At 59.8% G+C, this 25,785-nt stretch carries 27 protein-coding genes and 2 pseudogenes; 9 read left to right on the forward strand and 20 right to left on the reverse strand.

All coding sequences use genetic code 11. The features are described 5' to 3' along the window. Window positions 1–195 precede the first annotated feature (195 nt). From ACIPZE_RS16800 to ACIPZE_RS16820, 5 genes are all read right to left on the reverse strand, one after another. On the reverse strand, window positions 196–1,524 hold the full coding sequence (locus ACIPZE_RS16800; protein ID WP_400773986.1) for a deoxyguanosinetriphosphate triphosphohydrolase: 1,329 nt from the start codon (window positions 1,522–1,524) through the stop codon (window positions 196–198). Window positions 1,525–1,593: 69 nt separating this feature from the next. Further along, window positions 1,594–2,757 carry an EAL domain-containing protein gene (locus tag ACIPZE_RS16805; RefSeq protein WP_283438890.1) on the reverse strand — a complete coding sequence of 388 codons (1,164 nt, stop codon included), beginning with the start codon at window positions 2,755–2,757 and terminating at the stop codon, window positions 1,594–1,596. Window positions 2,758–2,881: 124 nt separating this feature from the next. Beyond that, window positions 2,882–3,220 (reverse strand): hypothetical protein, encoded by a 339-nt coding sequence (locus tag ACIPZE_RS16810; protein ID WP_129394884.1) that lies wholly within the window; start codon window positions 3,218–3,220, stop codon window positions 2,882–2,884. After that, window positions 3,217–3,603 carry a phage holin family protein gene (locus tag ACIPZE_RS16815; protein WP_008079909.1) on the reverse strand — a complete coding sequence of 129 codons (387 nt, stop codon included), beginning with the start codon at window positions 3,601–3,603 and terminating at the stop codon, window positions 3,217–3,219. The genes ACIPZE_RS16810 and ACIPZE_RS16815 overlap by 4 nt, the downstream gene beginning before the upstream one ends. Before the next feature lie 2 nt (window positions 3,604–3,605). Next, entirely contained in the window at window positions 3,606–3,920 is a 315-nt protein-coding gene (locus ACIPZE_RS16820; RefSeq protein WP_053122315.1) for a YqjD family protein, read from the reverse strand. Between the two features lie 305 nt (window positions 3,921–4,225). Here ACIPZE_RS16820 and ACIPZE_RS16825 point away from each other — a divergent pair, with 305 nt between their 5' ends. Beyond that, the gene (locus ACIPZE_RS16825) at window positions 4,226–5,434 is read left to right on the forward strand and encodes an ammonium transporter (protein ID WP_400773989.1); all 1,209 of its coding nucleotides are present in this window, start codon (window positions 4,226–4,228) and stop codon (window positions 5,432–5,434) included. Here ACIPZE_RS16825 and ACIPZE_RS16830 read toward each other — a convergent pair. Then, window positions 5,431–7,143 (reverse strand): monovalent cation:proton antiporter-2 (CPA2) family protein, encoded by a 1,713-nt coding sequence (locus ACIPZE_RS16830; RefSeq protein WP_283438888.1) that lies wholly within the window; start codon window positions 7,141–7,143, stop codon window positions 5,431–5,433. The two genes, ACIPZE_RS16825 and ACIPZE_RS16830, sit on opposite strands and share 4 nt — an antisense overlap. Before the next feature lie 196 nt (window positions 7,144–7,339). Between ACIPZE_RS16830 and ACIPZE_RS16835 the strand changes: the two genes are divergently transcribed. The 3 genes from ACIPZE_RS16835 to ACIPZE_RS16845 all read left to right on the forward strand — a co-directional run bounded on the left by ACIPZE_RS16835 (window position 7,340) and on the right by ACIPZE_RS16845 (window position 8,969). After that, a complete protein-coding gene (locus ACIPZE_RS16835) occupies window positions 7,340–7,576 on the forward strand; it encodes a glutaredoxin family protein (RefSeq protein ID WP_129394881.1) in 237 nt (78 codons plus the stop codon). A gap of 113 nt (window positions 7,577–7,689) precedes the next feature. Further along, window positions 7,690–8,007, forward strand: coding sequence for a transcriptional regulator (locus ACIPZE_RS16840; protein ID WP_095189592.1), 318 nt, complete (start codon window positions 7,690–7,692; stop codon window positions 8,005–8,007). A gap of 71 nt (window positions 8,008–8,078) precedes the next feature. Beyond that, window positions 8,079–8,969 carry a pseudouridine synthase gene (locus ACIPZE_RS16845; RefSeq protein ID WP_400773993.1) on the forward strand — a complete coding sequence of 297 codons (891 nt, stop codon included), beginning with the start codon at window positions 8,079–8,081 and terminating at the stop codon, window positions 8,967–8,969. Window positions 8,970–9,046: 77 nt separating this feature from the next. Here the strand turns inward: ACIPZE_RS16845 and ACIPZE_RS16850 are convergent, their stop codons facing one another. Then, window positions 9,047–9,268, reverse strand: coding sequence for a YgdI/YgdR family lipoprotein (locus tag ACIPZE_RS16850; RefSeq protein WP_007908660.1), 222 nt, complete (start codon window positions 9,266–9,268; stop codon window positions 9,047–9,049). A 78-nt stretch (window positions 9,269–9,346) separates the two neighbouring features. Beyond that, complete coding sequence (gene mobA / locus ACIPZE_RS16855; protein ID WP_400773996.1) at window positions 9,347–9,949, reverse strand: molybdenum cofactor guanylyltransferase MobA; 603 nt, start codon at window positions 9,947–9,949, stop codon at window positions 9,347–9,349. Between the two features lie 81 nt (window positions 9,950–10,030). On the opposite strand from mobA, the gene moaB reads away from it, so the two are divergent. Together moaB and glp are read left to right on the forward strand one after the other, a co-directional pair. Continuing rightward, window positions 10,031–10,570, forward strand: a complete 540-nt coding sequence (gene moaB, locus ACIPZE_RS16860; protein ID WP_123466480.1) for a molybdenum cofactor biosynthesis protein B — start codon at window positions 10,031–10,033, stop codon at window positions 10,568–10,570. Beyond that, entirely contained in the window at window positions 10,554–11,780 is a 1,227-nt protein-coding gene (glp, locus tag ACIPZE_RS16865; protein WP_400773998.1) for a gephyrin-like molybdotransferase Glp, read from the forward strand. Before moaB ends, glp begins: the two co-directional genes overlap by 17 nt. Window positions 11,781–11,839: 59 nt before the next feature. Here the strand turns inward: glp and ACIPZE_RS16870 are convergent, their stop codons facing one another. After that, window positions 11,840–12,145 (reverse strand): hypothetical protein, encoded by a 306-nt coding sequence (locus tag ACIPZE_RS16870; protein WP_400774001.1) that lies wholly within the window; start codon window positions 12,143–12,145, stop codon window positions 11,840–11,842. Window positions 12,146–12,462: 317 nt separating this feature from the next. On the opposite strand from ACIPZE_RS16870, the gene yegS reads away from it, so the two are divergent. Continuing rightward, the gene (gene yegS, locus ACIPZE_RS16875) at window positions 12,463–13,380 is read left to right on the forward strand and encodes a lipid kinase YegS (RefSeq protein WP_400774003.1); all 918 of its coding nucleotides are present in this window, start codon (window positions 12,463–12,465) and stop codon (window positions 13,378–13,380) included. On the opposite strand, the gene ACIPZE_RS16880 is transcribed toward yegS, so the two are convergent. The 3 genes from ACIPZE_RS16880 to ACIPZE_RS16890 all read right to left on the reverse strand — a co-directional run bounded on the left by ACIPZE_RS16880 (window position 13,364) and on the right by ACIPZE_RS16890 (window position 15,835). Further along, window positions 13,364–14,023: a response regulator transcription factor gene (locus ACIPZE_RS16880; RefSeq protein ID WP_283438882.1), complete on the reverse strand. Its 660-nt coding sequence runs from the start codon at window positions 14,021–14,023 to the stop codon at window positions 13,364–13,366. The two genes, yegS and ACIPZE_RS16880, sit on opposite strands and share 17 nt — an antisense overlap. Further along, the gene (locus ACIPZE_RS16885) at window positions 14,020–14,913 is read right to left on the reverse strand and encodes a sensor histidine kinase (RefSeq protein WP_129396158.1); all 894 of its coding nucleotides are present in this window, start codon (window positions 14,911–14,913) and stop codon (window positions 14,020–14,022) included. The genes ACIPZE_RS16880 and ACIPZE_RS16885 overlap by 4 nt, the downstream gene beginning before the upstream one ends. 451 nt (window positions 14,914–15,364) lie before the next feature. Then, window positions 15,365–15,835 (reverse strand): hypothetical protein, encoded by a 471-nt coding sequence (locus ACIPZE_RS16890; RefSeq protein ID WP_283438881.1) that lies wholly within the window; start codon window positions 15,833–15,835, stop codon window positions 15,365–15,367. Between the two features lie 454 nt (window positions 15,836–16,289). Between ACIPZE_RS16890 and ACIPZE_RS16895 the strand changes: the two genes are divergently transcribed. Further along, window positions 16,290–17,225 carry a chemotaxis protein CheV gene (locus ACIPZE_RS16895; RefSeq protein ID WP_400774006.1) on the forward strand — a complete coding sequence of 312 codons (936 nt, stop codon included), beginning with the start codon at window positions 16,290–16,292 and terminating at the stop codon, window positions 17,223–17,225. A 168-nt stretch (window positions 17,226–17,393) separates the two neighbouring features. Next, window positions 17,394–18,200 carry an MOSC domain-containing protein gene (locus tag ACIPZE_RS16900; protein ID WP_283438880.1) on the forward strand — a complete coding sequence of 269 codons (807 nt, stop codon included), beginning with the start codon at window positions 17,394–17,396 and terminating at the stop codon, window positions 18,198–18,200. A gap of 71 nt (window positions 18,201–18,271) precedes the next feature. Here ACIPZE_RS16900 and ACIPZE_RS16905 read toward each other — a convergent pair whose 3' ends face one another. The 8 genes and pseudogenes from ACIPZE_RS16905 to ACIPZE_RS16940 form a co-directional block, all read right to left on the reverse strand. Beyond that, on the reverse strand, window positions 18,272–18,556 hold the full coding sequence (locus ACIPZE_RS16905; protein ID WP_007940055.1) for a pyrimidine/purine nucleoside phosphorylase: 285 nt from the start codon (window positions 18,554–18,556) through the stop codon (window positions 18,272–18,274). 70 nt (window positions 18,557–18,626) lie between these two features. Beyond that, entirely contained in the window at window positions 18,627–19,169 is a 543-nt protein-coding gene (locus ACIPZE_RS16910) for an exonuclease domain-containing protein (RefSeq protein ID WP_129394872.1), read from the reverse strand. Between the two features lie 70 nt (window positions 19,170–19,239). Next, a pseudogene (locus tag ACIPZE_RS16915) lies at window positions 19,240–19,593 on the reverse strand (acetyl-CoA carboxylase biotin carboxyl carrier protein subunit); the annotation flags it as partial. Window positions 19,594–19,733: 140 nt separating this feature from the next. Then, window positions 19,734–21,201 (reverse strand): annotated as a pseudogene (locus tag ACIPZE_RS16920) (acetyl/propionyl/methylcrotonyl-CoA carboxylase subunit alpha); the annotation flags it as partial. Window positions 21,202–21,312: 111 nt separating this feature from the next. After that, on the reverse strand, window positions 21,313–22,110 hold the full coding sequence (locus ACIPZE_RS16925; protein ID WP_283438878.1) for an enoyl-CoA hydratase/isomerase family protein: 798 nt from the start codon (window positions 22,108–22,110) through the stop codon (window positions 21,313–21,315). Further along, a complete protein-coding gene (gene atuD, locus ACIPZE_RS16930) occupies window positions 22,107–23,264 on the reverse strand; it encodes a citronellyl-CoA dehydrogenase (protein WP_129394869.1) in 1,158 nt (385 codons plus the stop codon). Before atuD ends, ACIPZE_RS16925 begins: the two co-directional genes overlap by 4 nt. Window positions 23,265–23,295: 31 nt before the next feature. After that, a complete protein-coding gene (gene atuC, locus ACIPZE_RS16935; RefSeq protein ID WP_283438877.1) occupies window positions 23,296–24,912 on the reverse strand; it encodes a geranyl-CoA carboxylase subunit beta in 1,617 nt (538 codons plus the stop codon). 3 nt (window positions 24,913–24,915) lie between these two features. Next, window positions 24,916–25,785: an SDR family oxidoreductase gene (locus tag ACIPZE_RS16940; RefSeq protein ID WP_283438876.1), complete on the reverse strand. Its 870-nt coding sequence runs from the start codon at window positions 25,783–25,785 to the stop codon at window positions 24,916–24,918.

The following is a 25,785-nucleotide window of genomic DNA, read 5'->3' on the forward strand; positions in this document are numbered from 1 at the left end:
TAGGAAGTGTGGGGTTTGTATGTTTATAGGGCTGTTCTAAGTTGTTTAAAGATATCGGGTAGATGTTTATTAATGTTTCAGGAAAGTTTTTAAAGGCTTTTTGAGAGACACATGGGTTCCAGGGGGGGGCGATGAATACTCACGACACCCGCACTCAACCGGCCAGCGCAGGCTGGACGGTCGAGACGAACCTTGTCAGTGACTGGAGCGACCGGTCATTTCCAGCGCCATGTCGCTGGCGTAACTGTCGGTCATGCCGGCGATGAAATCGATCATGCGCAGGAACGACGCGTGCAGCGGCCCATGCGGGTCAGGTGCGTTGTTTCCCAGCAGGTCGAGGATGCGGCGGCTCTTGAACGATGGCGTACGACCATTGTGCTGCTCGAGTGCCGCACCGCAAAACGCATTGAGGAGAATCTCCAGCGTGGTGTAGGCGCCGATTTCATGCAGCGTCTTGCGTTTATCCTGAAAGATCTTCTTGCGGGCAATGTCCTTGGCGTTCAACACGCAGCGTTTGGCCGGACCGTGCATGTGTTCGACCAGATCGCCGTGCAGAGTGCCGGCGAGCAGCGCGTCTTGTTGCTCGACGAATGCTCGCGCCGCCGCATTGGTCAAATGCTCAATGGCCTTGCCGCGCAGAATCGCCAGTTTGCGCCGGCGGGAATCCTGCGGGCCGAGCTGACGGTAAGTCTCCGGCAGATCATCGCCGACCAGCCCGAGCAGCAGCGACTCGACTTCGGCGTACTCGAGCAACTCCATTTCCACACCGTCTTCCAGATCGATCAGCGCGTAGCAGATGTCGTCGGCGGCCTCCATCAGATAAACCAGCGGATGGCGCGCCCAGCGTTGATCTTCCAGTTGCGGCAGACCCAGTTTGTGGGCGATCTGCTCGAGCAGCGGCAGCTCGCTCTGGTAGCAGCCGAACTTGTGCTTCTTGTAACCGAGCGAGTCAGCGTGACGTGCCGTCCACGGGTATTTCAAATACGTGCCGAGGGTCGCGTAGGTCAGGCGAGTGCCACCGTCGAACTGGTGATATTCCAGTTGAGTCAGTACCCGAAAGCCTTGAGCGTTGCCTTCGAAATTGAGGAAGTCACCGCGCTCGGCTTCGCTCATTGCATCGAGCCAGCCACGCCCGGCGGCCTGTTGGAACCAGTGGCGAATGGCATCTTCACCGGAGTGACCGAAGGGCGGGTTGCCGATGTCGTGGGCCAGACACGCCGATTGCACCACCATGCCCAGATCACTCGGGTCGCACCAGTCGGGCAGGGCGCTGCGCAGGGTTTCGCCGACCCGCATGCCCAGCGAACGACCCACGCAACTGACTTCCAGCGAGTGGGTCAGACGCGTGTGAATATGGTCGTTGCTCGACACCGGGTGCACTTGGGTCTTGCGGCCCAGGCGGCGGAAGGCGCCGGAGAAGATGATGCGGTCGTGGTCTTTGTGAAAAGGGCTGCGGCCGAGTTCTTGCGGGCTGTGCAGCGGCTTGCCGAGGCGTTCGCGGTTGAGCAGGGTTTGCCAATCCAAGGCTGATTCTCTCCGTCAGGATGACTGTTGCCCTAGCTTCCCGGTTCGTGCGCACGCCTGCAAGCGGAACTACAACCCTGCGGCGTCAATGTCGATCAACAGCAGCCGCTCGCCGTTATCGAAAAACTGCCCGGCCGTCAGGCAATACTGATTGCTGGTGGCGTCGCGGTAGGTGTTGGACAGGGTCAGGCGCCGCTCTTCCCAGCCTTCGGCGAGCAGGTGATAGAAGTACGGACGCCATGACCAGTTGTGGCCCAGATAGCGGTTATCGGCGACCCAGCCGTTGTGTCGCCACTCCAGGTTTGGGGTCAGTTGCGTGCCGTGGCGGTCGCACTGGTAAAAGCGCAGCAGCCAGGGAAAGGCTTCCAGTTGCGGCAGTGCACTGAGCGGTGCATGCGCTCCGGCCCAGCCTTGCAGGATGGCCATCAATTCGCCGAGTTGCTGGCGCATCTGCATCAAACGTCCGCGCTCGGCGAGTTTTTGTTGCACATAGCGCTGGCGCAGTTCGGCGAAGCGCGGCACGAAAGCATCGGTGGCAAAGAACGCTTCCTGCGCGCGGGCGAAGAGGAAACCCTGCACGTAACGTGATCCGCACTCGAGGGCGAAATTCAGTTGCGCTTCGGTCTCGACTCCTTCGGCGATGATCCAGCAGCCGGTTTTCTCGGCCATCTGCGCGAGTGCCTTGACCACCTCACTGCTCGGCCCGCCAAGGGCGGCGGCCTGAAACAGGCGCATGTCGAGTTTGAGGATGTCCGGTTGCAGCGCCAGTACGCGATCAAGTTGTGAATAACCGGCACCGAAATCGTCAATGGCGATTCTCGCGCCAGCATCGCGATAACGCGCAACGACCTCGGCCAGACGTTGGCCGTTGCCACCCAGTTCAGTGATTTCGAACACGATGCGTTGCGGATCGACGTTGTGTCGCGCCAGTTGCTTGAGGCTGGGCAGGGCCTGGTCCGGGCGCAGACGGCTGATCCAGCGCGGCGACATGTTAAGGCTGAGAAACCAATCTGCCGGCGCTTCATGCAGACGGCTTATGGCATTGTCGCGGATCTGCCGGTCGAGGCGGCGCAAGGCGATGGCTGGCATGCGCGGGTCGGCGAACAGCGGCCCGACCGACGTCAGTTGACCATCAGGCTGGCGCAGGCGGCCCAATGCTTCGACGCCTGCAATACGTCCGGTGGCGGTATCGATGAAAGGCTGAAAGCAGGCGAGCGGTTGCCCGTCGATCACGAGGCCTCCTTAGTCGTTTTTGTTCTGGTTGAACCCCGCCGACCGGGTAGGCGCGCGGGATTGAACCTCCGGGTAAAGAGGTTCATCCCAGCGACAGTGCAAGAATGTAGCCAGATGTATCGGCTTAGCGTTTGCTCGAACTCTGCATCACCAGTTTGATCAACGGGCCAAGGCTGGTGCCCAGTCGAACCAACCGGGTCAGACCACCGACGCCGCCGCTTTTTGCGCCTTTGCCGGTGAGAAAGCCCAGTAGCGTGACAGCGGCCACGCCCCACAACGGCGCGTGCTTGATACCAAAACCGTCGTGCAGGTTTTGCGTCATGCCGCGCACGCGCTGCAATGGCTGCAGCACTTGCCCGACTTCATGACGGATTTCCTGGCGGTGCATTTCCATGCGCAAGCGAATCAATGCCTTGCGCATTTCCCGGCGTGAGCTGTTGTGTGGAAGTTCAGGCAGGCTCATGGCAGCAGGCGCTCCCGGTCGTTGGCCAGCTCTTCGAGCGTGCCGTGGAAGGGCGAGGACTCATCGAAGATTGCAGCCTTGAGGCGCAGCCCGCAGAAGATCGAAGCCAGGGTATAAAACACGCACAAACCGATGATCGCGGCAAGGCGATAAGTGTCCCAGAAGATGATCATGACCAGTGTCGATAAACCCACCAGCAACAGCAGAGCAAACACCAGCGCCAGGCCTGCGAACAGCAACAGGCTGACGGTGCGTGATTTTTGCTCCTGCAATTCGATGCCGAACAATTCGACATGGCTGTGCAGCAGACCGAGGACGGCTGCGCCCAGGCGCCGGGTGGAGGAGGCGGTGCCCGCAGTCGGGCCGGATTCACCGATCGACATGATCAGCGCCGTGTGGCCAGCAGGCCAATCAGAAAGCCGACACCGGCCGCGATGCCCACCGATTGCCATGGATTGGCCGAGACATAATCTTCAGTCGCGCTGACAGCAGCCTGACCGCGTTCGCGCAAGGTGTCTTCGGTCAACTTCAAAGTTTCCCGGGCACGCAACAGGCTGTCGTGAATCTGTTCGCGCAGTTCATCCGCCTGATCGCCGGCCAGGGTGGCGGTGTGCTCGAGCAACCGTTCGGTGTCGGCGACCAGGGTCTGGAAGTCGTTCATGAGGATTTCTTGAGCAGTCTTTGCCTTGATGCTGGCCATGGGTAGATCTCCGTAAGTGACGTCTGAAGCGTTCGAGTATGAGCCTTGCGCGAAGGTTCAGTAGAAATGACTGGTACAACTTTTGCTGTGTCGTGGTGCGTCGCTCGCAAGTCGTGCGCTGTTGCCGGGCGCGCATGCAGGAAAACCTTAACTCAAATAATCCCGGTGGGTGTCAGCACATCGACCTCGTGCGCCAAAACGGTTCAGCCGAAATTCCATTCGGTGACTGCGCGGTCGCAACTTGGTGCATGAAATGTGCGCACGAACCGCTTTGGTGCCTTTTTAGCCTTCAGGTCTGCCTATTCATGGAAAATCTGCAAAGCGCTGTGGACACGCTGGTTCACAGCTCCAATACGTTGTTCATTCTGATCGGCGCGGTGATGGTCCTGGCCATGCATGCCGGCTTCGCCTTTCTTGAGGTCGGAACGGTCCGGCAGAAAAACCAGGTCAACGCATTGTCGAAAATCCTCAGTGATTTCGCCGTCTCGACGCTGGCCTATTTCTTTATAGGCTATTGGATCTCCTACGGCGTGACGTTCATGCAGCCAGCGGCTGTACTGAATGCCGATCATGGTTATGGACTGGTGAAGTTTTTCTTCCTGCTGACCTTTGCTGCGGCGATTCCGGCGATTATTTCCGGCGGCATTGCCGAACGAGCGCGCTTCGTTCCGCAGCTGTGCGCCACAGCATTGATCGTGGCCTTCATCTACCCGTTTTTCGAAGGCATGATCTGGAATGGCAACTATGGCCTGCAAGCCTGGCTGACGTTGCAGTTCGGTGCAGCCTTCCATGATTTCGCCGGGTCGGTGGTGGTGCACGCCATGGGCGGCTGGCTGGCGCTGGCCGCCGTGCTGTTGCTGGGCCCGCGCAACGGCCGCTATCGCGACGGACGACTGGTCGCATTCGCGCCGTCGAGCATTCCGTTTCTGGCGCTCGGTTCGTGGATTCTGATTGTCGGCTGGTTCGGCTTCAACGTGATGAGTGCGCAGACGTTGCAGGGCGTCAGTGGTCTGGTCGCGGTCAACTCGTTGATGGCGATGGTCGGCGGCACCATGGCGGCGCTGCTCGTCGGGCGCAACGACCCGGGTTTTCTGCACAACGGCCCGTTGGCTGGCTTGGTGGCGATCTGTGCCGGTTCTGATTTGATGCACCCGGTCGGCGCCCTGGTGACCGGAGCGATTGCCGGTGCATTGTTCGTCTGGTGCTTTACCGCTGCGCAGGTCAAATGGCGCATCGACGATGTGCTGGGTGTCTGGCCATTGCACGGTTTGTGTGGCGTGTGGGGCGGGATTGCCTGCGGCATATTCGGCCAGACTGCGCTGGGTGGCATCGGCGGCGTCAGCCTCATCAGCCAGTTGCTCGGCACCGCGCTGGGTGTCGCCGTGGCGCTGGTCGGCGGGTTCGTGGTCTACGGCGCGATCAAGGCGCTGCACGGGCTGCGCCTGAGTCAGGAACAAGAGTATTACGGCGCCGATCTGTCACTGCACAAGATCGGCGCGGTGAGCCAGGATTAAGTCTCCTCATCGACGGCTCCCGGGTAGAAGCCGTGCAGCAGGCGATAGCGATCGATACGCACCTGATCGACTTTCTCCTGCACCTGATGCGCCGGCAGTCCGAGCATGATCAGCGCGTGAGAGGCGAGCATCAGGCTCGATTCCAGCAGCTCCGGCACCACTTCGGTGGCGCCGGCGGCTTTCAGTTCAGCCCATTGGCTGTCGTCGCGGGTGCGCACCAGAATCGGCACGTGCGCGTTGAGCCGGCGCGCCTCCTTGAGGATGCGCAGGGCCACATCACTCTGGTCGACGGCGATCACCAGTAACCTCGCGCGCAACAGACCGACAGCGGTCAACAGATCGCCGCGCGATGAGTCGCCGTAGTGCACGTCGCTTTCGCCCGAGGCGGCTTCCTGTATTCGTACCGGATCATTGTCCAGCGCAATGAAAGGTTGCCGGGCGTTGCGCATGAAACGGCCGATGGATTGGCCGACCCGGCCGTACCCGCAAATCACCACATGTTTATCGAGGCCAGCATTGAGCGCGCTGATCTCCTCGATCTGCGCTTCCTGATTGGGCTTGCGGTGCAAGGCCGCAGCGAGGCGTGGTGCGGCGCGCAATAACAGCGGGGTCAGCAGCATCGAGCAGAATGTCGCTGCGAGCAGCAGAGCGCCCAGTTCATTGGGCATCAGGCTGTTCTGCTGCATCTGTGCCATCAAGGCAAAACAGAATTCGCCACCCTGCGCCAACGCCAGGCCACTGCGCCATGCCGTTTCACTGTCACTGCCGCGCCACTTCACCAGCAGCGCAACGACGATGCCCTTGATGATCATCAGTCCCAGCGTCAGGCCGAGGATCAACAGGCTGTGGCTGACGAACAATTGCAGATTGATCAGCATGCCGATGCTGACAAAAAACACCCCGAGCAGAATGTCGCGGAACGGCCGAATGTCCGCCTCGATCTGATGCCGATAGTGGCTTTCACCCAGCAACATGCCGGCGAGGAAAGCCCCCAGAGCAGGCGACAAGCCCAGCAAATGCGTGAGCCATGCTGTCAGCAGTACGATCACCAGCGCCAGCAGCACGAATAATTCCGCCGAGCGCGACGCGGCAACTTCATGGAACAGCCGTGGTAGCAACCAGCGACTGGCCAGCAGCAGCCCGACAAACAGCACCACAGTTTTTGCCAGGGTCAGCGGTAAAGCCCAATACCAGGCCTGGTCGCTGCTGCCGGCAAACACCGGAACCAGCGTCAGCAGCAACACGGCGACGACGTCCTGAAACAGTAAAACGCCGACCGCATTCTGGCCGTGACTGCTGAATACCTCGCCGAGGCTGCCCAGCTCTTTGGTAACGATGGCCGTAGACGACAACGACAGCCCTGCGCCGAGCAACAGCGCAGGCGTCAGCGGCATACCCAGCAGCATCAGCAGCGAACCCAGCAACGCCGTGCTGATCAACACCTGCTGACTGCCCAGACGAAACACCACCTGACGCAGTGCAATCATCTTCGACAGGGAGAACTCCAACCCCAGCGAAAAGAGCAGGAACACCACGCCCAGTTCAGCCACATCGGGCAGGTGTTCGCTCTCATTGACCCAGTCGAAGGCACTCGGCCCGACCAGCAATCCGACGCACAGGTAACCCAGAACCGGTGGCAGGCGCAGGCGCCGGAACAGGGCAATCACCACGAGGGACGAGGCGAGGATGATCAACAGATTGGCAAACACGGGACACTCCGATGTCAGGCTCAAGCTTCTCAAGCGTAGAGGCAAAAAGTCCGGGAGGATCGCGTAATTGCCATTTCTGCCAACTGATGTGCGTCAGGGTTTTGCGCGTGCAGCGCTTGAGCCTTTGGGCGGTAGCGGGTCGACGGCATTTGGAGGCGAGCCTAGAATGGGCGAATTAATTGTTGGTTGAGCGCACATGCCTCCTGAATGTCAGCTGTTCGGCACCCTGGGGTGCCATCTCTGTGAAGTGGCTGAAGCCGAGCTGATGCCTTTTGTCGAGCATGGTCTGCTGGTCGAGCTGGTAGACATCGCTGAAGACGAGCGCTGGTTCGAGGCTTACAGCCTGCGCATCCCGGTACTGCGTCGGGTCGATACCGGTGCGGAACTGGACTGGCCGTTCAGCGCCGATCAAGTCGTGGCGTTCCTGCGCTGAGCGATTTTCGCAACGTGGCCCCGCTGGTCGTCACCGCGCATCCATCCCTTGGCACTTTGCGGTTTATTCGGTTACTGTATGTTCATACAGTAATTGCGTCAGAGGGATGAACCGTGGTCAATGTCGAACAGTTGAAGAACAGCGTGAACCGGATGTCGGTTGACGTGGTGCGCGAGGCCGTCCTCGAATTGCGCCTGGACGGGCTGGTCACGGAAGGCAAGACGCCGTTCAACAAACTGCATTTCAACACCTGTTTTGCCGAGATCGAAGCCTTGTTCCAGCGTGCCGGTTACCACCGGCAACTCGATGTGGTCGGCTATCAGGGTTTGCTGTACGCCTTGTATGACCCGGGACGCTGGGAGGCCGTCGATGTGCTGCGCTGGCTAAAGGAGTTCACCGAGGCCGCGGCGCTCAAATCGATTCCCGCCTGAGGATTCTGCGCTAGGTTCGTTTCCGTCGGTGTTGGATAATGCCGGCCTGTCTTGAGGATTCGAATTCGCGTATGTCCACCTCTACTTTCTCTGCTGCTCAGAATCAGGCCAGCACGCTGTACCTGCCGCCCGGTTCCTGGCTGACCGTGCTCGATTGCCTGTGCGAGCATTTCAGTGCGATTGGTCGCGAGCAATGGCTAGACCGGATTGCCCGCGGTCGGGTACTCGATGGTCAGGGCCAGCCGATCACGCTGGATCTGCCGTACAAGGAAGGTCTGCGGATTCACTACTTCCGCGAAGTGCCGGACGAAAAACCGATTCCGGTGGTCGAGTCAATTCTCTATGCCGATGAACATCTGGTGGTGGCCGACAAGCCGCATTTTCTGCCGGTGACACCCGCCGGCGAGTATGTCGAGCAAACCCTGCTGCGGCGCTTGATTCGGCGGTTGGACAACCCCCATCTGGTGCCGCTGCACCGGATCGATCGGCACACGGCGGGGCTGGTGATTTTCTCGGCCCATCCGCAAACCCGCTCGGCCTACCAGTCGCTGTTCCCGACACGGCAGATCGACAAGCGTTACGAGGCGATTGCCCCGGCCTTGCCCGATCTTGATTTTCCACTGATCCACAAAAGCCGCCTGGTCGATGGCCAGCCGTTCTTTCGCATGCAGGAAGGGCCGGGTGTCAGTAATACCGAAACAGCGGTGGAAGTCCGTGAAAAAAACGGTGAACTCTGGCGTTATGGGCTGTTCCCGGTGACCGGCAAGAAGCATCAACTGCGTGTGCACATGACCGCCCTTGGCGCGAGCATCTGCAACGATCCGTTTTATCCGGATGTGCTGAAAGACGTCGAGGATGACTACGCCAAACCGCTCAAGCTTCTGGCGCAGGGGCTGCGATTTATCGATCCGGTGACGGGTGAAGAACGGCAATTCGAGAGCCGGATCACTTTGCAGTGGTGAGGTGAGTCCACTTTCCAGCGCCCATGAAAAAGCCCGCAATAATGCGGGCTTTTCTGTATCCGGTGTCGACCCAGAGCTTACAGCTCTTTAACGGTACGAACCTGATCCTTGTTGATGCGGGTTTCTTTGCCGTCCAGCTGTTTGAACTCGTAGAAGCCCGAATCGTCATCGTATTTCGGGGTGTCGACGGCCTGGATTTCGCGACCGTCATTCAAGGTGATCACTGTAGGCGACGAGCAACCAGCGAGGGTAGCCAGGCCCAGTGCGAGCATGAAAGTGGCGAGGGTCCGTTGAGTCATGGGTGTGTCTCCGAATGGGAATTCTTTTGGTTACTGAGCTTGAGACGTATACAAGGCGTGAGAGTTCCTTGAGTGCTGTCAGTCTGACACAGTGTTGTGCGAATTTAACAGTTCGGGGGTATTGAGGTTGGCCAGTCGCGGGTCATTGTCAGGACATTCCAGTGCACAGGCGCCGAGGTTGCGCATGACCCGGCCAGGACTGCGCTCACCGCGGTTCCAGGCCTCTTCGAATGCAGGCAAAAGGGCGACCGGAATCACACACAGCAACGGTTCCCAATGTTCGTCATGGCGCAACATTAAAGGTTTTTCAGGATTCTGCCTGGCGGTCTCGCGCATGCTTTGCAGCAGCGCTGCGTCAATCCGCGGAACATCGCACGGCAACACCAGCAGGTGCGAGTGGCGGGCGGCGTTCAGGCCCGCAAGGATACCGGCCAACGGCCCGGGAAATCCGCCTTCGTCATCTGTGACCAACTGATCGGCAAACGGTGCATAACGCTCACGATTGCGGTTGCACGAGATGATCAGGTCATCAGTCAGCGCCCGCACCTGGCGGTGCAGATGGGCAATCAACGGTTCGCCCAGCCACTCCACCAGTCCTTTGTCCTGGCCGCCCATGCGTTGGCCGCGTCCGCCTGCCAGGAGCAGAATGGAGCAGGGTGGCAATTGCGTATTCAGGGGCATGGCAGCTCTCCACGGGGGCGGCGAAAAAATGGGGCGCTGTGATATAACACCGGGCTGTTTCTCCTACAACTGGACGAGCCTATGAAAGCCAAGGCTGATGTACCTTTCGTGCCGCTCAATATAGCGGTACTGACTGTCAGTGATACCCGTACCCTGGAAACCGACACCTCAGGCCAGGTCTTCGTCGACCGCTTGACGGCGGCTGGTCACCTTCTGGCGGAGCGGGTCTTGCTCAAAGATGATCTCTACAAAATTCGTGCGCAAGTCGCCAACTGGATTGCCGACGATGTCGTGCAAGTGGTGCTGATCACTGGCGGCACCGGTTTCACTGGTCGCGACAGCACGCCGGAAGCGGTAGCGTGCCTGCTCGACAAGCAAGTGGATGGTTTCGGCGAACTGTTCCGGCAAATTTCGGTAGCCGACATCGGCACCTCGACCGTGCAATCGCGCGCACTCGCCGGGCTGGCCAACGGTACGCTGGTTTGCTGCTTGCCGGGCTCGACCAACGCGGTGCGTACAGGTTGGGACGGCATTCTTGGCGAACAGCTCGATGCTCGACACCGCCCGTGCAATTTCGTTACGCATCTGAAACAGGCGGCGCCTTGTGAATCCCGTGGGTAAGCCGGGCAAGACCGCTAGCCTGATGCCCGTCGAGGCGGCGTTGGCGCGCTTGCTGGAACTGGCCGCGGCCTCGCCCATCAGCGAGCGTGAATACTTGCCGCTGGCCGAGGTTCAGGGACGGGTGCTGGCCGAGGATCTGATTTCGACCCTTGATCTGCCACCGTGGCCGAACAGCGCCATGGATGGCTATGCCCTGAATCTGGCCGACTGGACGGGCGCACCGCTGCCGGTCAGCCAGAAGGTTTTTGCCGGTCAGGCGCCCGAGCCTTTGCAGCGGGGAACCTGCGCGCGGATTTTTACCGGTGCGCCGGTTCCAGCGGGTGCAGATTGCGTCGAGATGCAAGAAAACGCCGAGGTCCAGGCCGATGGCCGGGTACGTTTCATCGAGACGATGGCCGCAGGACAGAACATCCGTCCGCAAGGTCAGGAGACCACGGTCGGTGAATTGATCCTTGAGGCTGGAACCCGGCTCGGCCCGATCGAGCAGGGCTTGTCTGCATCGTTGGGTTGTGCCGGGCTCAATGTCGTGCGCAAGGTCCGTGTGGCGGTGCTGTCGACCGGGGATGAACTGGTCGAACCGGGGCAGGCGTTAGGCCCGGGGCAGATCTACAACAGCAATCGCGTGGTGCTGTGCAGCTGGCTGCAGCGGCTTGGGTGTGAAGTGATCGATGCCGGTATTCTTCCGGATGATCTGGCCACCACCCGAAAACGTTTGGGCGAACTGCAGGACGTTGACTTGATTCTTTCCACCGGCGGCGTGTCGGTCGGCGAGGCCGACTTTCTTGGCATCGCGTTGCGGGAGGAGGGTGAGCTGGCGTTATGGAAGCTTGCGATCAAGCCCGGCAAACCATTGACCGTCGGCCATTTTCGCAATGTGCCAGTGATCGGTTTGCCAGGGAACCCGGCGTCGACGCTGGTGACGTTCGCCTTGCTGACTCGCCCTTATCTGTTGCGCCGGCAAGGTGTGAAGGATCTCGAACCGCTGAAGTTCAAGGTGCCTGCGGGCTTCGACTGGCCACAAGCAGGCAACCGGCGGGAATATTTGCGCGGTCGTCTTGAGCAGGGGCGGGCAATCATTTACCGCAATCAAAGCTCCGGTGTCCTGCGCAGTGCTGCCTGGGCCGATGGTCTTGTCGAGGTGCTGGAAGGAAGAACGCTGGTGGCCGGTGATGAGGTGGGTTTCATCCCGATGAGCGATCTTCTCGGTTGAAACTCGCTGCCGTGAGTGCCGTGCCGGTTGCAAACAACCGGCGCCAGCACTCCGGACATTCAGCCCACGAGCGTCACCAACTGATCAAAACGGCTGTTGGCCACCCAGCCCAGCAGACCCAATACCACTGCGGTTGCCCCTGCCGCATAGGCAAGACGATGCTTGATCGATTTGACGTCACCTCTGACTTCGTCCATGTCGCGTCGAATGTACTTGAGATGGGTTTCAAGCTCGGCAAATCGAGGTTCCATAGCGATGTCTCCAGTGGTTTTGGCGCGGTCTTTGGTATCGGTTTTATGCAGCAGGTGACAGTCACTGACGGGTACGGTCTGACTCACTGGTTTTCTGGCATCAACGCTTTGCATGAGCGCATCCGCCTTCTGCTTCGAGTTGACGTTGGCAACGGATGTCGCCCGATTGATTGTCGATAATCGTGAAGGTGTATCCACTCATTACATGCACGTCCTTGTGTATTGTTGGGTTGAAGATTGATAGCGCCGACACACGGTGGACTACACACAAAGTCTGGTCAATTAAGCCGTTTCCGCATTTTTTGTAAGAATAAATACCACCCTGTAGGACGCCACGGCCAGACGCTTGAATTAATTGCGATTCCAGCGACTTTTTTGTGCGCTTCGAGGGTCGGATATCTCATGACCCAACCATTGTCGGAGTGACTGTTATGAGTGAGCGAAGGGCGCTATTGATTCTGCATGGCAAGCAGGCACTCAACGAGTCGGTACGTGCCGCCGTCGAGGCCAAGCGCGAGAAAGGCTGGGAGCTGGCGGTTCGACTGACCTGGGAAGCCGGCGATGCGCAACGTCTGATGACGGAGGCGCTGGAGGCGGGGTACACGCAAATTATTGCCGGCGGCGGTGATGGCACCTTGCGCGACATCGCCGAAGCCCTTGCGCAACAACCCCATAAGGCCAGCCTTGTGCTATTGCCGCTGGGCACGGCCAACGATTTTTCTCGTGCGGCGGGTATCCCGCTGGAGCCGGCCGAGGCGCTTGAACTGCTTGATACACCGCCATCGGCTATTGATCTGGGCGAAGTGGGCGGGCAGATCTTCCTTAATATGGCCACGGGCGGTTTCGGCAGTCAGGTCACCGCCAACACCTCGGAAGACCTGAAAAAGGTCTTGGGTGGCGCTGCCTACCTGTTCACCGGATTGTCGCGATTCAGTGAGCTGCACGCCGCCCATGGTGAGCTGCAAGGGCCGGATTTCCATTGGCGTGGCGACCTGCTGGCGTTGGGCATCGGTAACGGTCGCCAGGCCGGTGGCGGGCACGTGCTGTGTCCGCAGGCGTTGGTCGATGACGGGATGCTCGATATCAGTATCCTGCCCGCGCCACAGGAGTTGGTCGGGACATTGAAGAACCTGCTGAGCGACGGCTTCGGCATCGACAACATGTTCGTCCGCACTCGCTTGCCGTGGGTCGAGATCAAGGTGGCCGAGGGGCTTTATATCAATCTTGACGGCGAACCGCTGGAGGGCGACAGCATGCGCTTTGAAGCGCGTCCGGCGGCGTTGCGGGTGCATTTGCCCAAGGGTTCACCGCTGTTGGGCGGCAAACCGTCGGTCAATCATCAAGGCTGATGATCTGCTCGCGCACGGCGAACAGCACGAGGCCCGCCACATCGTAGATTTGCAGGCGTTTCATGATCTGCGAGCGGTGGGTCTCGACAGTCTTGATGCTCAAACCGAGGCCGTTGGCAATTTCCCGGGTGGATTTGCCGCGCACGATCAGCCGGAGAATTTCCAGCTGACGCGCCGTCAGATTATGCGAGTCGGCCACTTCCGGTTGCTGCTTCTGATTCCGGGTCAACGCCTGGGTGATCACCGTGTGGGCGATCGCCGGACTCAAATAACGCTCGCCGTTGCGCAAGGCTTCCAGCGCGTGTTCGAGTTCGGTGGCAGTGGTGTCCTTCAGAAGATAACCGTGGGCGCCGGACTCCAGCGCCTGCATGATCAGCGCAGGGTCGGTGTGCATCGACAGAATCAGCACTTTGCTTTGCGGGCGCACGCGTTTGAGCCGTTGCAGGGCTTCGAGGCCGCCGGTTTCCTTCATGGAAATATCCAGAAGCACGATGTCGGGACGCAACTGCTCGACCATTTCGAGCAGTTGCGAGCCGTCATTGGCTTCGCCGATTACTGCGTAACCGGGAATATCCAATACCAGAGCGCGAACGCCGGCCCTGATCAGCGAGTGGTCATCCACCAGAAGTAAGTTACAAGTCAACGCATAACCTTATTCGTACTGGCCCGCTCGAGTGCCCGGGGCGCCCAGGGGAAAAGTGCTTCGATCCGAGTGCCATTGCCAGGCTCACTGGTGACGCTCAGCGTGCCACCCAATTGCTCGATACGTTCGGCCATCCCGGCCATGCCCCGTTGTCCTTCTCGTCCCGGATTGGCGGCTGGCGCAAATCCCTGGCCATCATCGGTGATCATCAGCGTCAGTCCCTGAGGCAGTCGCTGCACGCGTATCAGCAGATTTTTCGCCTGGGCGTGACGCAGGATATTGGTCACGGCTTCCTGCGCGATACGAAACGCGGCAACCGCCATTTCTTCAGGAATACCGTTGAGGCGCTGCTGGCAATCGAGGCTCCAGTGCACCGGGGTGTTGGCCAGTGTCTTGAGCAGGTGCGCGCGCAGGCTGGCCTCCAGGCCAAGGCTGGTCAATTGGCGCGGGTTAAGGATCGCCGAAACATCGCGCACCTTGTTGAGGGTTTCTTCCAGCGTGTCGCAAAGCGTTGTGCAGTGCTCTTGCAAATCTTCCGGCAGCCGCCGCTTGAGCCATTCGCTTTGCAGTTTGGCGGCGGTCAGCAACTGGCCAATGTCGTCGTGCAATTCGCGGCTGAGGCGATGGCGCTCGTTTTCCTGGACTTCGAGCAAGCGATCTGCGAGTTCCTGCGGCTGAAACTTTATCGATTTGCGCGACAGCCGATATTGCACCCATACACAAGCCGTGGCCGCGATGTTGAGCGACAGCAACCCGAAGTAAAGTGGCAGGGAAAAACCATAGGTCAGCAGACTGCCCAGTGCCGCGAGCACACACAATATGAGGGTGAACCGGCGGGCATTTTCCCGGGAGGGTGGCCATGTAGAGATTGACTTGAGGCTGGCGTACATAACGGATGGAGCCAATGGATGTTCGCTGCGGGTAGACCTGCCGAAGGCTGACGGGTCTCTGTCTGGAAATGCTGACAAATATATTATTGATTTCAACAGGCTTCAGTGAGCGGTATTGACCGTCAACTTCGCTGGATGTCGATCTCTGAAGTCACTGTGCCATTAAATTGAAAGCAACTAACGGTCGGCATAATACCACTTAAGATACCGTTGGTCGCGTTTGCCATATATGTCCAATGAGTCAGGAAATACGACATGTTGGACGTAAGTTCCATAATGGAAAAAGTCAGTTTATCGAGTTCGATAGATATCGTTACGTGTCCGAAGTTGGGTTGCCTGGACACAGGAAAACCCTGAGGCCTGCTGGAAAATATCCGCTCTGATCAGGTGGGTTATTTAATGGGTCTTGTCGCTGGCAGGTATGAACATTTCAATTACGACATGCCTTCGGTCAGGCCTGTCGCTCTGAATAGGACATAAGTGACAAAGGCTGTGACGCGGGTACCGGTTGAAAGCGAGTCTGGCCGACCTGGAAGGCGAAGGCCTCGAGCAACGAGGTCTGTTCACTGTCATCCAGGCTCAATTGCCCGGTGTTCTGATCAACCAGTTCGAGCTGCCAGGCCATCAGCGTGAAGCAGTCTTTCAAGGCCGCGAGCGCCTGTTCGTGCAGGTCGACATGATCCTGCGCGAGGTTGAGCAAGCCGTAAATGTGCAGGGAAAACTCGGAAACAGCTTCCAGGGCCAAAGCCTGGGCTCTGCCCGCGAGCTTGAGGAGGGTAGTAAGCATGCAATCGATGGCATCTTTGTCGTTGCTGATCAATTGCAGGTGGCTGAGGCACTCTTCGGACTTGGCCAGCAGCGTTTCCGCCTCGACAAGAAATTCGGGGAACCGCTGGGCCCACTCTTTACGGTCGATTGGCATGCTTATCTCCACCACGTCATGTCTGATGAGGGAATGCCGTGTGTGTCGACGATCATGAACCGTCGCGAGATCGCGCCCCGGTGCGCAGGTGCACAAGTTCGGGGTTTCAAGAGGATGTGTTTCCACTGAACTGCGATCGCACACAATAGCCTGACTCCGTTCATGCAATGAGAATGGCGTCACATTAATGGCTATTGGATATCGCGAATATCAGGTTGGGCCTGATTGTGGGTAGGGGAATCCCCTAGACGCGGGAACCTGGGACGCAAACCGAGGTCGCGCCGCAAGGACTGTAGCAGATGAAATCACGGGGGCCAGTAAACCATGATGTTAATGTGACATCAATGGTCGGATGTGGCATTTTGCTATGCGAATTTAGCAGTCATCAAGATTCGCCGCACGCAGCCGATAAACCCTCTTAGTGAAATCAACAGAACAAGCCCAGGAGTCATTGATGGCCGGCATTCTCGACACGGTAGACCAACGCACGCAACTGGTGGGTGAGAATCGCCTGGAAATTCTCATGTTTCGACTGGCCGGGCGCCAATTGTTCGCGATCAACGTGTTCAAGGTGCAGGAAGTGCTGCAGTTGCCGAAACTGACCCTGATGCCTCAGCGGCACCCGTTTGTCTGTGGCGTGGTCAATCTGCGCGGGCAGACGTTGCCGGTGATCGACCTGTCCCAGGCGATCGGCATGCGCCCGCTGGTGCCGGGGCCGAACAGCACGATCATCGTCACCGAATACAACCGCTCGGTGCAGGCTTTCCTGGTCGGTGGTGTGGATCGCATCGTCAACATGAACTGGGAAGCCATTCTGCCGCCGCCAACCAGCGCTGGCCGTCAGCACTACCTGACCGCGATCAGCAAGGTTGACGATCAACTGGTGGAAATCATCGACGTCGAAAAAGTTCTCGCCGAGATCGTTCCGTACAACGCCAAAGTCTCCCGCGAAAAGCTCGAAGATCCAGTGCTGGAGCGTGCCCGTGGCCGCGAAGTGCTGTTGGTGGACGATTCCAATGTGGCGCTTTCGCAATTGCGCGACACCCTTGGCCAGCTCGGGGTAAAAATGCACATTGCCAGCGACGGCCTGAAGGCGTTGAAAATGCTCAAGGCCTGGGCCGACACCGGCGTGAACATGACCGACAAGCTGCTGATGATCTTCACCGACGCGGAAATGCCGGAAATGGACGGTTACCGTCTGACCACCGAAATTCGCAATGATCCGCGTCTGCGCGGCCTGTATGTGGTGCTGCATACCTCGCTGTCCGGCAGCTTCAACGACTCGATGGTGAAGAAGGTCGGTTGCGACAATTTCCTCTCCAAGTTCCAGCCGGACAAACTGGTCGACGTGGTGCGCCAGCGCCTGATGCTCGACGAAGTCCCGGCCTGATCACACACCCTGTGCGGGAGTGAGCCTGCTCGCGATAGCGGGGTGTCAGCCCCGAGTCATTGCTTGCTACACCGCTATCGCGAGCGGGCTCACTCCTACAGTCTTTGCTCTTTGATTCCCTGAACCAGCTCGTATAGGGTGGCGTCTTTATCCTCCAGGGAGCTGGCCATGCTGCGTCTGAGCGCGCTTTATCGTTACCCGTTGAAATCCGGCAAAGTCGATGTGCTGCAAAGCGTCGATCTCGACAAGCTGGGGCTTGATGGCGACCGACGCTGGATGCTCGTGGACGAAGCCAGCGGCCGCTTCCTGACCCAGCGCGCTGAAGCGAAAATGAGCCAGTTGTCGGCCCTGTGGAATGCTCAGGGTGGGCTGACCCTCCGCGCTCCTGAACAGTCTGCCATCGACATTGCCTTGCCCGGCGATGACGCCGAACTGCGCGGCGTGACCATTTGGCGTGACACCCTGCGCGTGCCGGACGCTGGTGATGAGGCGGCGCGTTGGGTCAGTGATTTCATCGGTAAACCGACCCGCCTGGTACAGGTGCCGCTGGATCGCGCGCGCTCCACGCAGTCAGGTTTCGGCAAGGACGATGATCAGGTTGCGTTCGCCGACGGCTTTCCGCTGCTGCTGATCGGCGAGGCGTCGCTGCAGGACCTTGCGCAAAAGGTCGGGCGACCTTTGGAAATGCTGCGTTTCCGACCGAATCTGGTGATCGAAGGCAGCGAGGCTTACGCCGAAGATGGCTGGAAGCGTATTCGCATTGGCGATGTCGAGTTCCGCATCGTCAAATCCTGCTCGCGCTGCATTCTCACCACCATTGATCCGCAAACCGGCGAGCGCAGTGCTGACCGCGAGCCGCTGGCGACGCTGCAGAAGTACCGTGCTCAGGCAGATGGTGCGATGTTCGGTCAGAACCTGGTGAATGACAGTAATGGCCGACTTGAAGTGGGCATGTCGGTGGAAGTGCTCGAGTAAACGTCGCTGCCATAAAAAATGCCCGTGTCTTTACGCCACGGGCATTTTTTTGCGCTGTGGAACCCGCGGGTTTAGCCGCGGTATTCGCACAGGTAAGCGGTGTCGACCGCGACTTTCAGCTGGAACTTGCTGTTGGCCGGAACGTTGAACTGGCTGCCGGCGGCGAAGGTTTCCCAGTCGCTGCTGTCCGGCAGTTTGACCGTCAGTGCGCCCGACACCACGTGCATGATTTCACGTTGGCTGGTGCCGAATTCGTATTCGCCCGGGGCCATGACGCCGATGGTCGCAGGGCCTTCAGCAGTGCCAAAGGCGATCGACTTGACGGTGCCGTCGAAGTACTCGTTGACTTTAAACATGGGCGATTCCTCGAAAAGGGCTAAAAAGGGGGCGGCCAGTATGCACAAGGCTTTTGGCGCCGTCACGCGCCTAAAGTGGCAGAACCAGTGGCAGTAACCGCGCCGTATTGCGCGCATCCTCCAGCGCCCGGTGTTGCTGACCGCTGAACTGCATCCCGGCGAGTTGCAACGCGCCGTTCAGCCCCAACGGTCGCTCCAGGCGTCGGGCCTTGGCGAAGCGCTGCTTGAGATTCATGTGCGCCACTTTGCTCAAACCGCTGTCGATGTGCAGGCGTTGCCATTCCTGCAACAACTGCTTGCGATCATAATCGCCCCAACTGGCCCAGCCTTCGAGGCGGCTCTGATGCTGGGCGAGCCAACGCTCGAACGCCGGCCAGACCTCACTCAACGGCTGCGCCGAATCGATATTGGCCTGGGTGATGTGCGTGAGTTCACGACAAAACGGTGTCAGCAATGGGCGCCGCGTCGGTTTGACGAAGCGTTGAAAGTGATCCTGCTCGCGCCCGGCACGATCGACCAGCGTCGCGCCGATCTCGATTATTTCCATTTCCGTGACCGGCCAGCCACCCTCGTCGGTGGTGGCTTCCAGATCTATGACCAGCCAATGTGGCATCGCAGGGTTCCTGATTTCCGCGTCCTGATTATTCAGAGCGTAGTCAAACCCAGCGCTTGTGTGTGGGTGACTACTCGACCTGCAACAGAACCTGACGATTTTTTACCTGATCGCCAACCTTGACCTGCACCCGCTTGAGCACGCCATCGATGCCGGCCTTGAGCGGGTGCTCCATTTTCATTGCCTCCAGTACCACCAGCAACTGACCTTTGCTGACCGGGCTGCCTTCGCTGACCAGTACGTCGACGATGGCACCGTCCATTGGTGCTTTCAAGGTGCCGGAACTGACGCTGGTCTGACTGCTGATGATGGCGTGAGTTCGGTCCTCCAGCCGCAAGTTGCCAGGATGGGTGAACAGCCACAGCTGCTCGCCTTCGATACGGTAGGCGTGACGCTGGCGCAGGCCGTCGATTTCGAGTGTCACCGCGTGGGGGCTGCAGTCGATGATCCGCACTTCGAAACATTGTTCTGCCACCTGCACCTGAACGTTGCCATCGGCGCGCGCGAGCAGTTGCAAGGGCCAATTCTGTTCCTCCAGTCCCAGGCGATAATGCAGCGCAACACTGGCGTTATTGCGCCATCCGTTCAATGCGGGCCGATGCATCTGGGCGCCGGTCTGGTAGAACAATATGGCCGCCACGGTCAGCGCCTCGGCACTTGGCACGTGCGCCTGCAAGCAGGGATGCTCGCTGAAGTGTTGCGCGATGAACGCTGTACTGAATTCGCCACTGACGAACTGCGGATGCTGCAACAAGCTGACCAACAGACGCTGATTGCTTTGTACACCCAGCAACACCGTGTCCTGCACCGCGCGCAGGAGTTTGCGCCGCGCCTCCTCGCGGGTCGCGCCATGGGCAATCAGTTTGCCCAGCATCGGGTCGTAGAACGGGCTGACAGCCTGACCTTCAAGCAAGCCATGGTCGATGCGCACACCATGCTGCTGCGCGGGTTCCCAGGCTTGTATGCGGCCGGTTTGCGGGAGGAAACCTGCCGCCGGATCTTCAGCGTAAAGGCGTACCTCCATCGCATGGCCACTGAGCTGCACTTGATCTTGCGTCAGTGGCAACGGCTGCCCTTCGGCCACCAGCAGTTGCCAGGCGACCAGATCCAGCCCGGTGATCAGTTCAGTCACCGGGTGTTCGACCTGCAGGCGGGTATTCATCTCCAGAAAGTAGAACTGTCCACGCGCATCGAGCAGAAACTCCACGGTGCCGGCGCCCACGTAGTTCACTGCGCGCCCGGCCTGCAACGCCGCTTCGCCCATCGCCTGGCGCAGTTCGGCAGTCATCACCGGGCAGGGCGCTTCTTCAATGACTTTCTGGTGGCGGCGCTGGATCGAGCAATCGCGTTCGCCGAGGTAAATCAGATTGCCGTGTTGATCGCCGAACAGTTGCACTTCAACGTGGCGCGGTTCGATCAATGCTTGTTCGAGAATCAATTCGTCGCTGCCAAAACCGTTCAGGGCTTCGGAGCGCGCAGTGCGAAGTTGCGCGGGCAACTCGGATGCGTCGTGCACCAGGCGCATGCCGCGTCCACCACCGCCGGCGCTGGCCTTGATCATCAGCGGATAACCGATGCGTGCGGCTTCGCGCAGCAGGGTTGCGTCGTCCTGTTCGGCGCCTTGATAGCCGGCGATGCACGGCACGCCTGCGTCGAGCATGGCTATTTTCGACAGGCGTTTGCTGCCCATCAGTTCGATGGCTGCAGCGCTGGGGCCGATGAACGTCAGGCCGGACTGTTGGCAGGCGCGGGCGAACCCGGCGTTTTCCGAGAGAAAGCCGTAACCGGGATGGATCGCGTCGGCACCGCTGCGGCGGGCGGCATCGAGGATTGCCGGGATGTTCAGGTAGGACTCTTGCACGGGCGCCGGGCCGATGTGCACGGCTTGATCAGCCATTTTTACGTGCAGGGCATCGGCGTCGGCGTCGCTGTAGACGGCGACGGTTCGGTAGCCGAGAGCCTGAGCAGTGCGCTGGATGCGGCAGGCGATTTCACCGCGGTTGGCGATCAGGATTTTTTGCAGGGTGGGCATGGTGGGTTTCCTGAGGTTTGGCGGTGGATGTGGAGGCCTCATCGCGAGCAGGCTCACTCCTACAGGGGAAACGCATTCCAACTGTAGGAGCGGGCTTGCTCGCGAAGTTTTTCAGGTGGCCCACCGCGGTTTGCGTTTTTGCACAAAAGCCATCGTGCCCTCGATTCCTTCGTCCCCCGTTACCGCTTCGCTGAACCATCGAGCCGCTTCATCGAGCAATTCACTCGACGGCTGCCCGGCACTCGCCAACAACAACTTCTTGGTCATCGCATTCGCCTCCGGCGCACAACACAGCACATGTTGCAGCACCTCATCGAGGCGCTCGGCCAATGCCTGCGCATCCTGCTCGACAAAATGCACCAGGCCCAGACGCCGCGCCTGGTGACCATCGAAACGCGCAGCGGTGAGCGCCAGCCGGCGGGTCTCGGTCAGGCCGATGCGCTGCACGACAAACGGCGCGATCTGCGCCGGCAACAGGCCAAGACTGGTTTCCGGCAAACCGAATTGCGCCTGATGATCGGCGATGGCGATGTCGCTGACACACGCCAGACCGAAGCCGCCACCGAGCACGGCGCCCTGCAACAGCGTGATCAATACTTGCGGCGCGTGCTGCGCTTCTTCGAGCAAGGCGCCGAACGCGCGATTCAACTCTCGGTAGGCGTCGGCGCCCTGCGCGCGCGCATTGGCCATGTCCTTGATGTCACCACCCGCGCAGAAATGCCCGCCGGCGCCGCTGAGGACCAAGGCGCGAACCGCGCGATCATCACGTACTGCCGCGAACACCGCGCGCAATTCGGCGACCATTTGCAGGCTCATCGCATTGCGGCTGTCCGGGCGGTTGAGGGTGATGTGCAACACGCCGCCATGCGTTTCCAGCAGTAGCGTCTGACAATCGGGCAGGTTGCTCATTTCTTTTTCCCCGGCAGAATGCCCATCAGTTTGCAGATGATCCCCAGCATGATTTCGTCGGCACCGCCGCCAATCGACACCAGACGCACATCGCGATAGGCGCGGGCCACCGGGTTGTCCCACATGAAACCCATGCCGCCCCAATATTGCAGGCAGCTGTCGCTGACTTCGCGGCCGAGGCGCCCGGCCTTGAGCTTGGCCATCGACGCCAGGCGCGTGACGTCCTGACCCTTCACATACTGCTCGGTCGCCTGATAGACCAGCGCGCGCAGGCATTCGATTTCGGTCTGTAATTCGGCGAGGCGAAAGTGGATAACCTGGTTGTCGATCAGCGCATTGCCGAAGGTCTTGCGCTCCTTGCAGTACTCGATGGTGCTGTCGACGCAATATTCCAGGCCCTTGATCATGTTCGCCGCGCCGAACAGGCGTTCCTCCTGAAACTGCAACATCTGCATCATGAACCCGGCGCCTTCGTGGCCGATGCGATTGCGCTGCGGCACGCGCACGTCGTCGAAAAACACCTGGGCAGTTTCCGAGCTGCGCATGCCGAGTTTGTCCAGGTGCGAGCTGAGGCTGATCCCCGCTGTGTTCATCGGCACCATGATCAGCGACTTGTTGATGTGCGGTTTGTCGTCCGAAGTGTTCGCCAGCAGGCAGATGAAGTCGGCGCTCGGCGAGTTGGTGATCCACATCTTGCTGCCGTTGATCACGTAGTCGTCACCGTCCTTGCGCGCAGTGGTTTTCAGCCCGGCGACGTCGGAGCCGGCACCGACTTCGGAAACGCCGATACAGCCGACCTGCTCGCCGGTGATGGCCGGGCGCAGGAATTCGTCGCGCAATTCATCGGAGCCAAAGCGGGCGAGGGCGGGGGTGCACATGTCGGTCTGTACGCCGATCGACATCGGAATGCCGCCGCAATGAATGGTGCCGAACTCTTCGGCGGCGACAATCGAATAGCTGTAATCGAGGCCCATGCCGCCGAATTTTTCCGGTTTGGAAATGCCCAGCAAACCGAGATCGCCGGCCTTGCGGAAAATCTCGTGGATCGGAAAGCGGCCGGCCTTTTCCCATTCGTCGACGTGCGGATTGATCTCGTGCTCGACGAACTGGCGGACGGTACGGCGCAAGGCTTCGTGTTCCGGGGTGAAGATCATTTTTTATTGTTCTCCGTAGGATCCGTGGCGGTCAGAACCGGCTGACGCCGAAGCTGTTGGGTTGCAGCGTGCGAATGTCGGCTTCGTGGCAGATGTCCAGCAAATAGCCGAGCAGGGTGCGCGTGTCGCGTGGATCGATCAGCCCGTCATCCCACAGATTGGCGCTGCCGTAGAGCGCGGTGGACTGGCTGTCGAGTTTCTGCGCGGTGACCTGTTCGAGCATGTCGAGCATTTTCGGGTCCGGCACCAGGCCGTCCTTGAGTTGTTTGGCCTCGGTAACGATGCGCAAAACCTTGCCGGCCTGCGCGCCGCCCATCACCGCCGTGCGGCTGTTTGGCCAGGCAAAGATAAAGCGCGGATCGAGTCCGCGTCCGCACATCGCATAGTTGCCGGCACCGTAGGAACCGCCGACGACGATGGTCAGTTTAGGCACCCGCGCATTCGCCACCGCCTGAATCAATTTCGAACCGTGTTTGATCACGCCTTGTTGCTCGGATTCGGTGCCGACCATGAAGCCAGTGGTGTTGTGGAAAAACAGCAGCGGCGTCTGGCTTTGATCGCACAGTTGAATGAACTGCGCTGCCTTGCTCGCGCCGTTCGGGGTGATCGGTCCGTTGTTGCCGATGAAACCGCAGGCGCGACCCTGGATCTTCAATTGGCCGCAGATGGTTTGCTGATCGAACTCGCCCTTGAATTCGAGAAAGCACGATTCATCGGCAATACGCGCGATGATTTCGCGCACGTCGTAAGGCTTTTTCGGATCGTCAGGGATCAAGCCGAGCAGTTCTTCGATCGGGTAGAGCGGCTCTTTGTATTGCGGCTCCGGCAGCCATGGCAGTTGCTCGTTCCACGGCAGCATGCGGAGGATTTCACGCACCTGGCGCACGCCATCGGCATCGTTTTCCGCCAGGTATTCAGCCGTGCCGGCGACCTGCGCGTGCATCTCGGCGCCACCGAGTTCTTCATCGGTGGCGACTTCGCCGGTCGCCGCTTTGAGCAGCGGCGGTCCGGCGAGAAACAGCTTGGCCTTGCCGCGCACCACCACTACGTAATCCGACAGGCCTGGCTGATAGGCGCCGCCGGCCGTGGCCGAGCCATGGACCACGGTGATCTGTGGCAAACCCAGCGCCGACATGCGCGCCTGATTGGCGAAACTGCGCGCGCCTTCGACGAAAATCTCGGCGGCGTAATTGAGGTTGGCGCCGCCGCTTTCGGCGAGGGTGATCACCGGCAGTTTGTTTTCCTGGGCGATCTGTTGCAGGCGCAGGGATTTTTTCAGACCACTCGGCGAGATCGTGCCGCCCTTGATCGCACTGTTATTCGCCACGACCATTGCACGGATACCGGAGACATAACCGATGCCGGCGATCAGTCCGCCACCGGCCGCGCTGCCGTCCTTGTCGTCATGCAGCTTGTAACCGGCGAGGCTGGCCAGTTCCAGAAACGGTGCGCCGGGATCGAGCAGCAGGTTCAGGCGTTCGCGCGGGAGCAATTGCCCGCGTTTGTCGAACTTCTCCTTCGCTTCGGCCGCTTTGTTCAGCAGGTTTTGTTCGAGCTGCTGCACTTGCTCGATGGCCGCAAGCATCGCCGCCCGATTACCGGCGAAGGCCTCACTGTGCGGGTCGAGTTGGGACTGGATCTGCGGCATGGCTTACTCCTTGTCCTTGAGGACATCCGGAAGGTACGCCCGGTGAAAACCATTGAACGACTCGCTGTGAGTCGCCTTGTGCAGCGGCCACGCGCGACTGCCAAGGCTGGCCGCACCATCGATTTTCAAGGTGCTGCCGCTGATGAACGCCGCCGCCGGGCTGAGCAGAAACACGATCGCCGCGCTGACTTCCGATTCGGTGCCGATGCGCTTGAGTGGCACATGCTCGCGCAGGGTCGGAATCACCGCTTTGAACGCACCTTCATAAGTGTCCATGCCGCTTGAGGCGATCCAGCCCGGCGCCACAGCGTTGACCCGCACGCCGGCATAACCCCATTCGAACGCGGCGGTCTTGGTGAAGTTATCCATGCCCGCACGCGCCGCGCCCGAATGACCCATGCCGGGCATGCCGCCCCACATGTCGGCGAGCATGTTGACGATGTTGCCGCCGTGTTTGCTCATCGACTGGTTGAACACTTCCCGCGCCATCAGAAAGCCGCCGACCAGATTGGTACGCAGCACGGTTTCGAAACCTTTCTGATTGATCGAGGCCAGCGGCGACGGGTATTGGCCGCCCGCATTGTTGACCAGTCCATGAATCGGCCCGTGCTCGGCGATCAGCTCCCTGACCAGTTGTTTCACCGCTTCTTCATCGCGGATATCGCAGGCCTGCCAGTGCGCACGGCCACCGTCCTCGGCGATTTCGGCGGCGACCTTTTCGAGCTTTTCCGGCTTGCGCCCGACCAGCAGCACATTGGCGCCGAGTGCTGCCAGTTCATGTGCGGTGCAGCGGCCGATGCCGCTGCCACCACCGGTGACAATGATGGTCTGGCCGCTGAACAGATCGGCGTTGAAAATCGACGCGTAAGCCAT

It is taken from the genome of Pseudomonas sp. NPDC089741, assembly GCF_044748825.1.
GTDB lineage: Bacteria > Pseudomonadota > Gammaproteobacteria > Pseudomonadales > Pseudomonadaceae > Aquipseudomonas > Aquipseudomonas helmanticensis.

Excerpts from the sequence above, each read along its gene's own strand:
- ACIPZE_RS16810 (WP_129394884.1), bottom strand. The coding sequence starts at position 3,220 with ATGAGCCTGCCTGAACTTCCACACAACAGCTCACGCCGGGAAATGCGC.
- ACIPZE_RS16815 (WP_008079909.1), bottom strand. The coding sequence starts at position 3,603 with ATGTCGATCGGTGAATCCGGCCCGACTGCGGGCACCGCCTCCTCCACC.
- ACIPZE_RS16820 (WP_053122315.1), bottom strand. The coding sequence starts at position 3,920 with ATGGCCAGCATCAAGGCAAAGACTGCTCAAGAAATCCTCATGAACGAC.
- ACIPZE_RS16825 (WP_400773989.1), top strand. The coding sequence starts at position 4,226 with ATGGAAAATCTGCAAAGCGCTGTGGACACGCTGGTTCACAGCTCCAAT.
- ACIPZE_RS16835 (WP_129394881.1), top strand. The coding sequence starts at position 7,340 with ATGCCTCCTGAATGTCAGCTGTTCGGCACCCTGGGGTGCCATCTCTGT.
- ACIPZE_RS16845 (WP_400773993.1), top strand. The coding sequence starts at position 8,079 with ATGTCCACCTCTACTTTCTCTGCTGCTCAGAATCAGGCCAGCACGCTG.
- ACIPZE_RS16850 (WP_007908660.1), bottom strand. The coding sequence starts at position 9,268 with ATGACTCAACGGACCCTCGCCACTTTCATGCTCGCACTGGGCCTGGCT.
- mobA (WP_400773996.1), bottom strand. The coding sequence starts at position 9,949 with ATGCCCCTGAATACGCAATTGCCACCCTGCTCCATTCTGCTCCTGGCA.
- moaB (WP_123466480.1), top strand. The coding sequence starts at position 10,031 with ATGAAAGCCAAGGCTGATGTACCTTTCGTGCCGCTCAATATAGCGGTA.
- ACIPZE_RS16870 (WP_400774001.1), bottom strand. The coding sequence starts at position 12,145 with ATGCAAAGCGTTGATGCCAGAAAACCAGTGAGTCAGACCGTACCCGTC.
- yegS (WP_400774003.1), top strand. The coding sequence starts at position 12,463 with ATGAGTGAGCGAAGGGCGCTATTGATTCTGCATGGCAAGCAGGCACTC.
- ACIPZE_RS16885 (WP_129396158.1), bottom strand. The coding sequence starts at position 14,913 with ATGTACGCCAGCCTCAAGTCAATCTCTACATGGCCACCCTCCCGGGAA.
- ACIPZE_RS16890 (WP_283438881.1), bottom strand. The coding sequence starts at position 15,835 with ATGCCAATCGACCGTAAAGAGTGGGCCCAGCGGTTCCCCGAATTTCTT.
- ACIPZE_RS16895 (WP_400774006.1), top strand. The coding sequence starts at position 16,290 with ATGGCCGGCATTCTCGACACGGTAGACCAACGCACGCAACTGGTGGGT.
- ACIPZE_RS16900 (WP_283438880.1), top strand. The coding sequence starts at position 17,394 with ATGCTGCGTCTGAGCGCGCTTTATCGTTACCCGTTGAAATCCGGCAAA.
- ACIPZE_RS16905 (WP_007940055.1), bottom strand. The coding sequence starts at position 18,556 with ATGTTTAAAGTCAACGAGTACTTCGACGGCACCGTCAAGTCGATCGCC.
- ACIPZE_RS16910 (WP_129394872.1), bottom strand. The coding sequence starts at position 19,169 with ATGCCACATTGGCTGGTCATAGATCTGGAAGCCACCACCGACGAGGGT.
- ACIPZE_RS16925 (WP_283438878.1), bottom strand. The coding sequence starts at position 22,110 with ATGAGCAACCTGCCCGATTGTCAGACGCTACTGCTGGAAACGCATGGC.
- atuD (WP_129394869.1), bottom strand. The coding sequence starts at position 23,264 with ATGATCTTCACCCCGGAACACGAAGCCTTGCGCCGTACCGTCCGCCAG.
- atuC (WP_283438877.1), bottom strand. The coding sequence starts at position 24,912 with ATGCCGCAGATCCAGTCCCAACTCGACCCGCACAGTGAGGCCTTCGCC.
- ACIPZE_RS16940 (WP_283438876.1), bottom strand. The coding sequence starts at position 25,785 with ATGGCTTACGCGTCGATTTTCAACGCCGATCTGTTCAGCGGCCAGACC.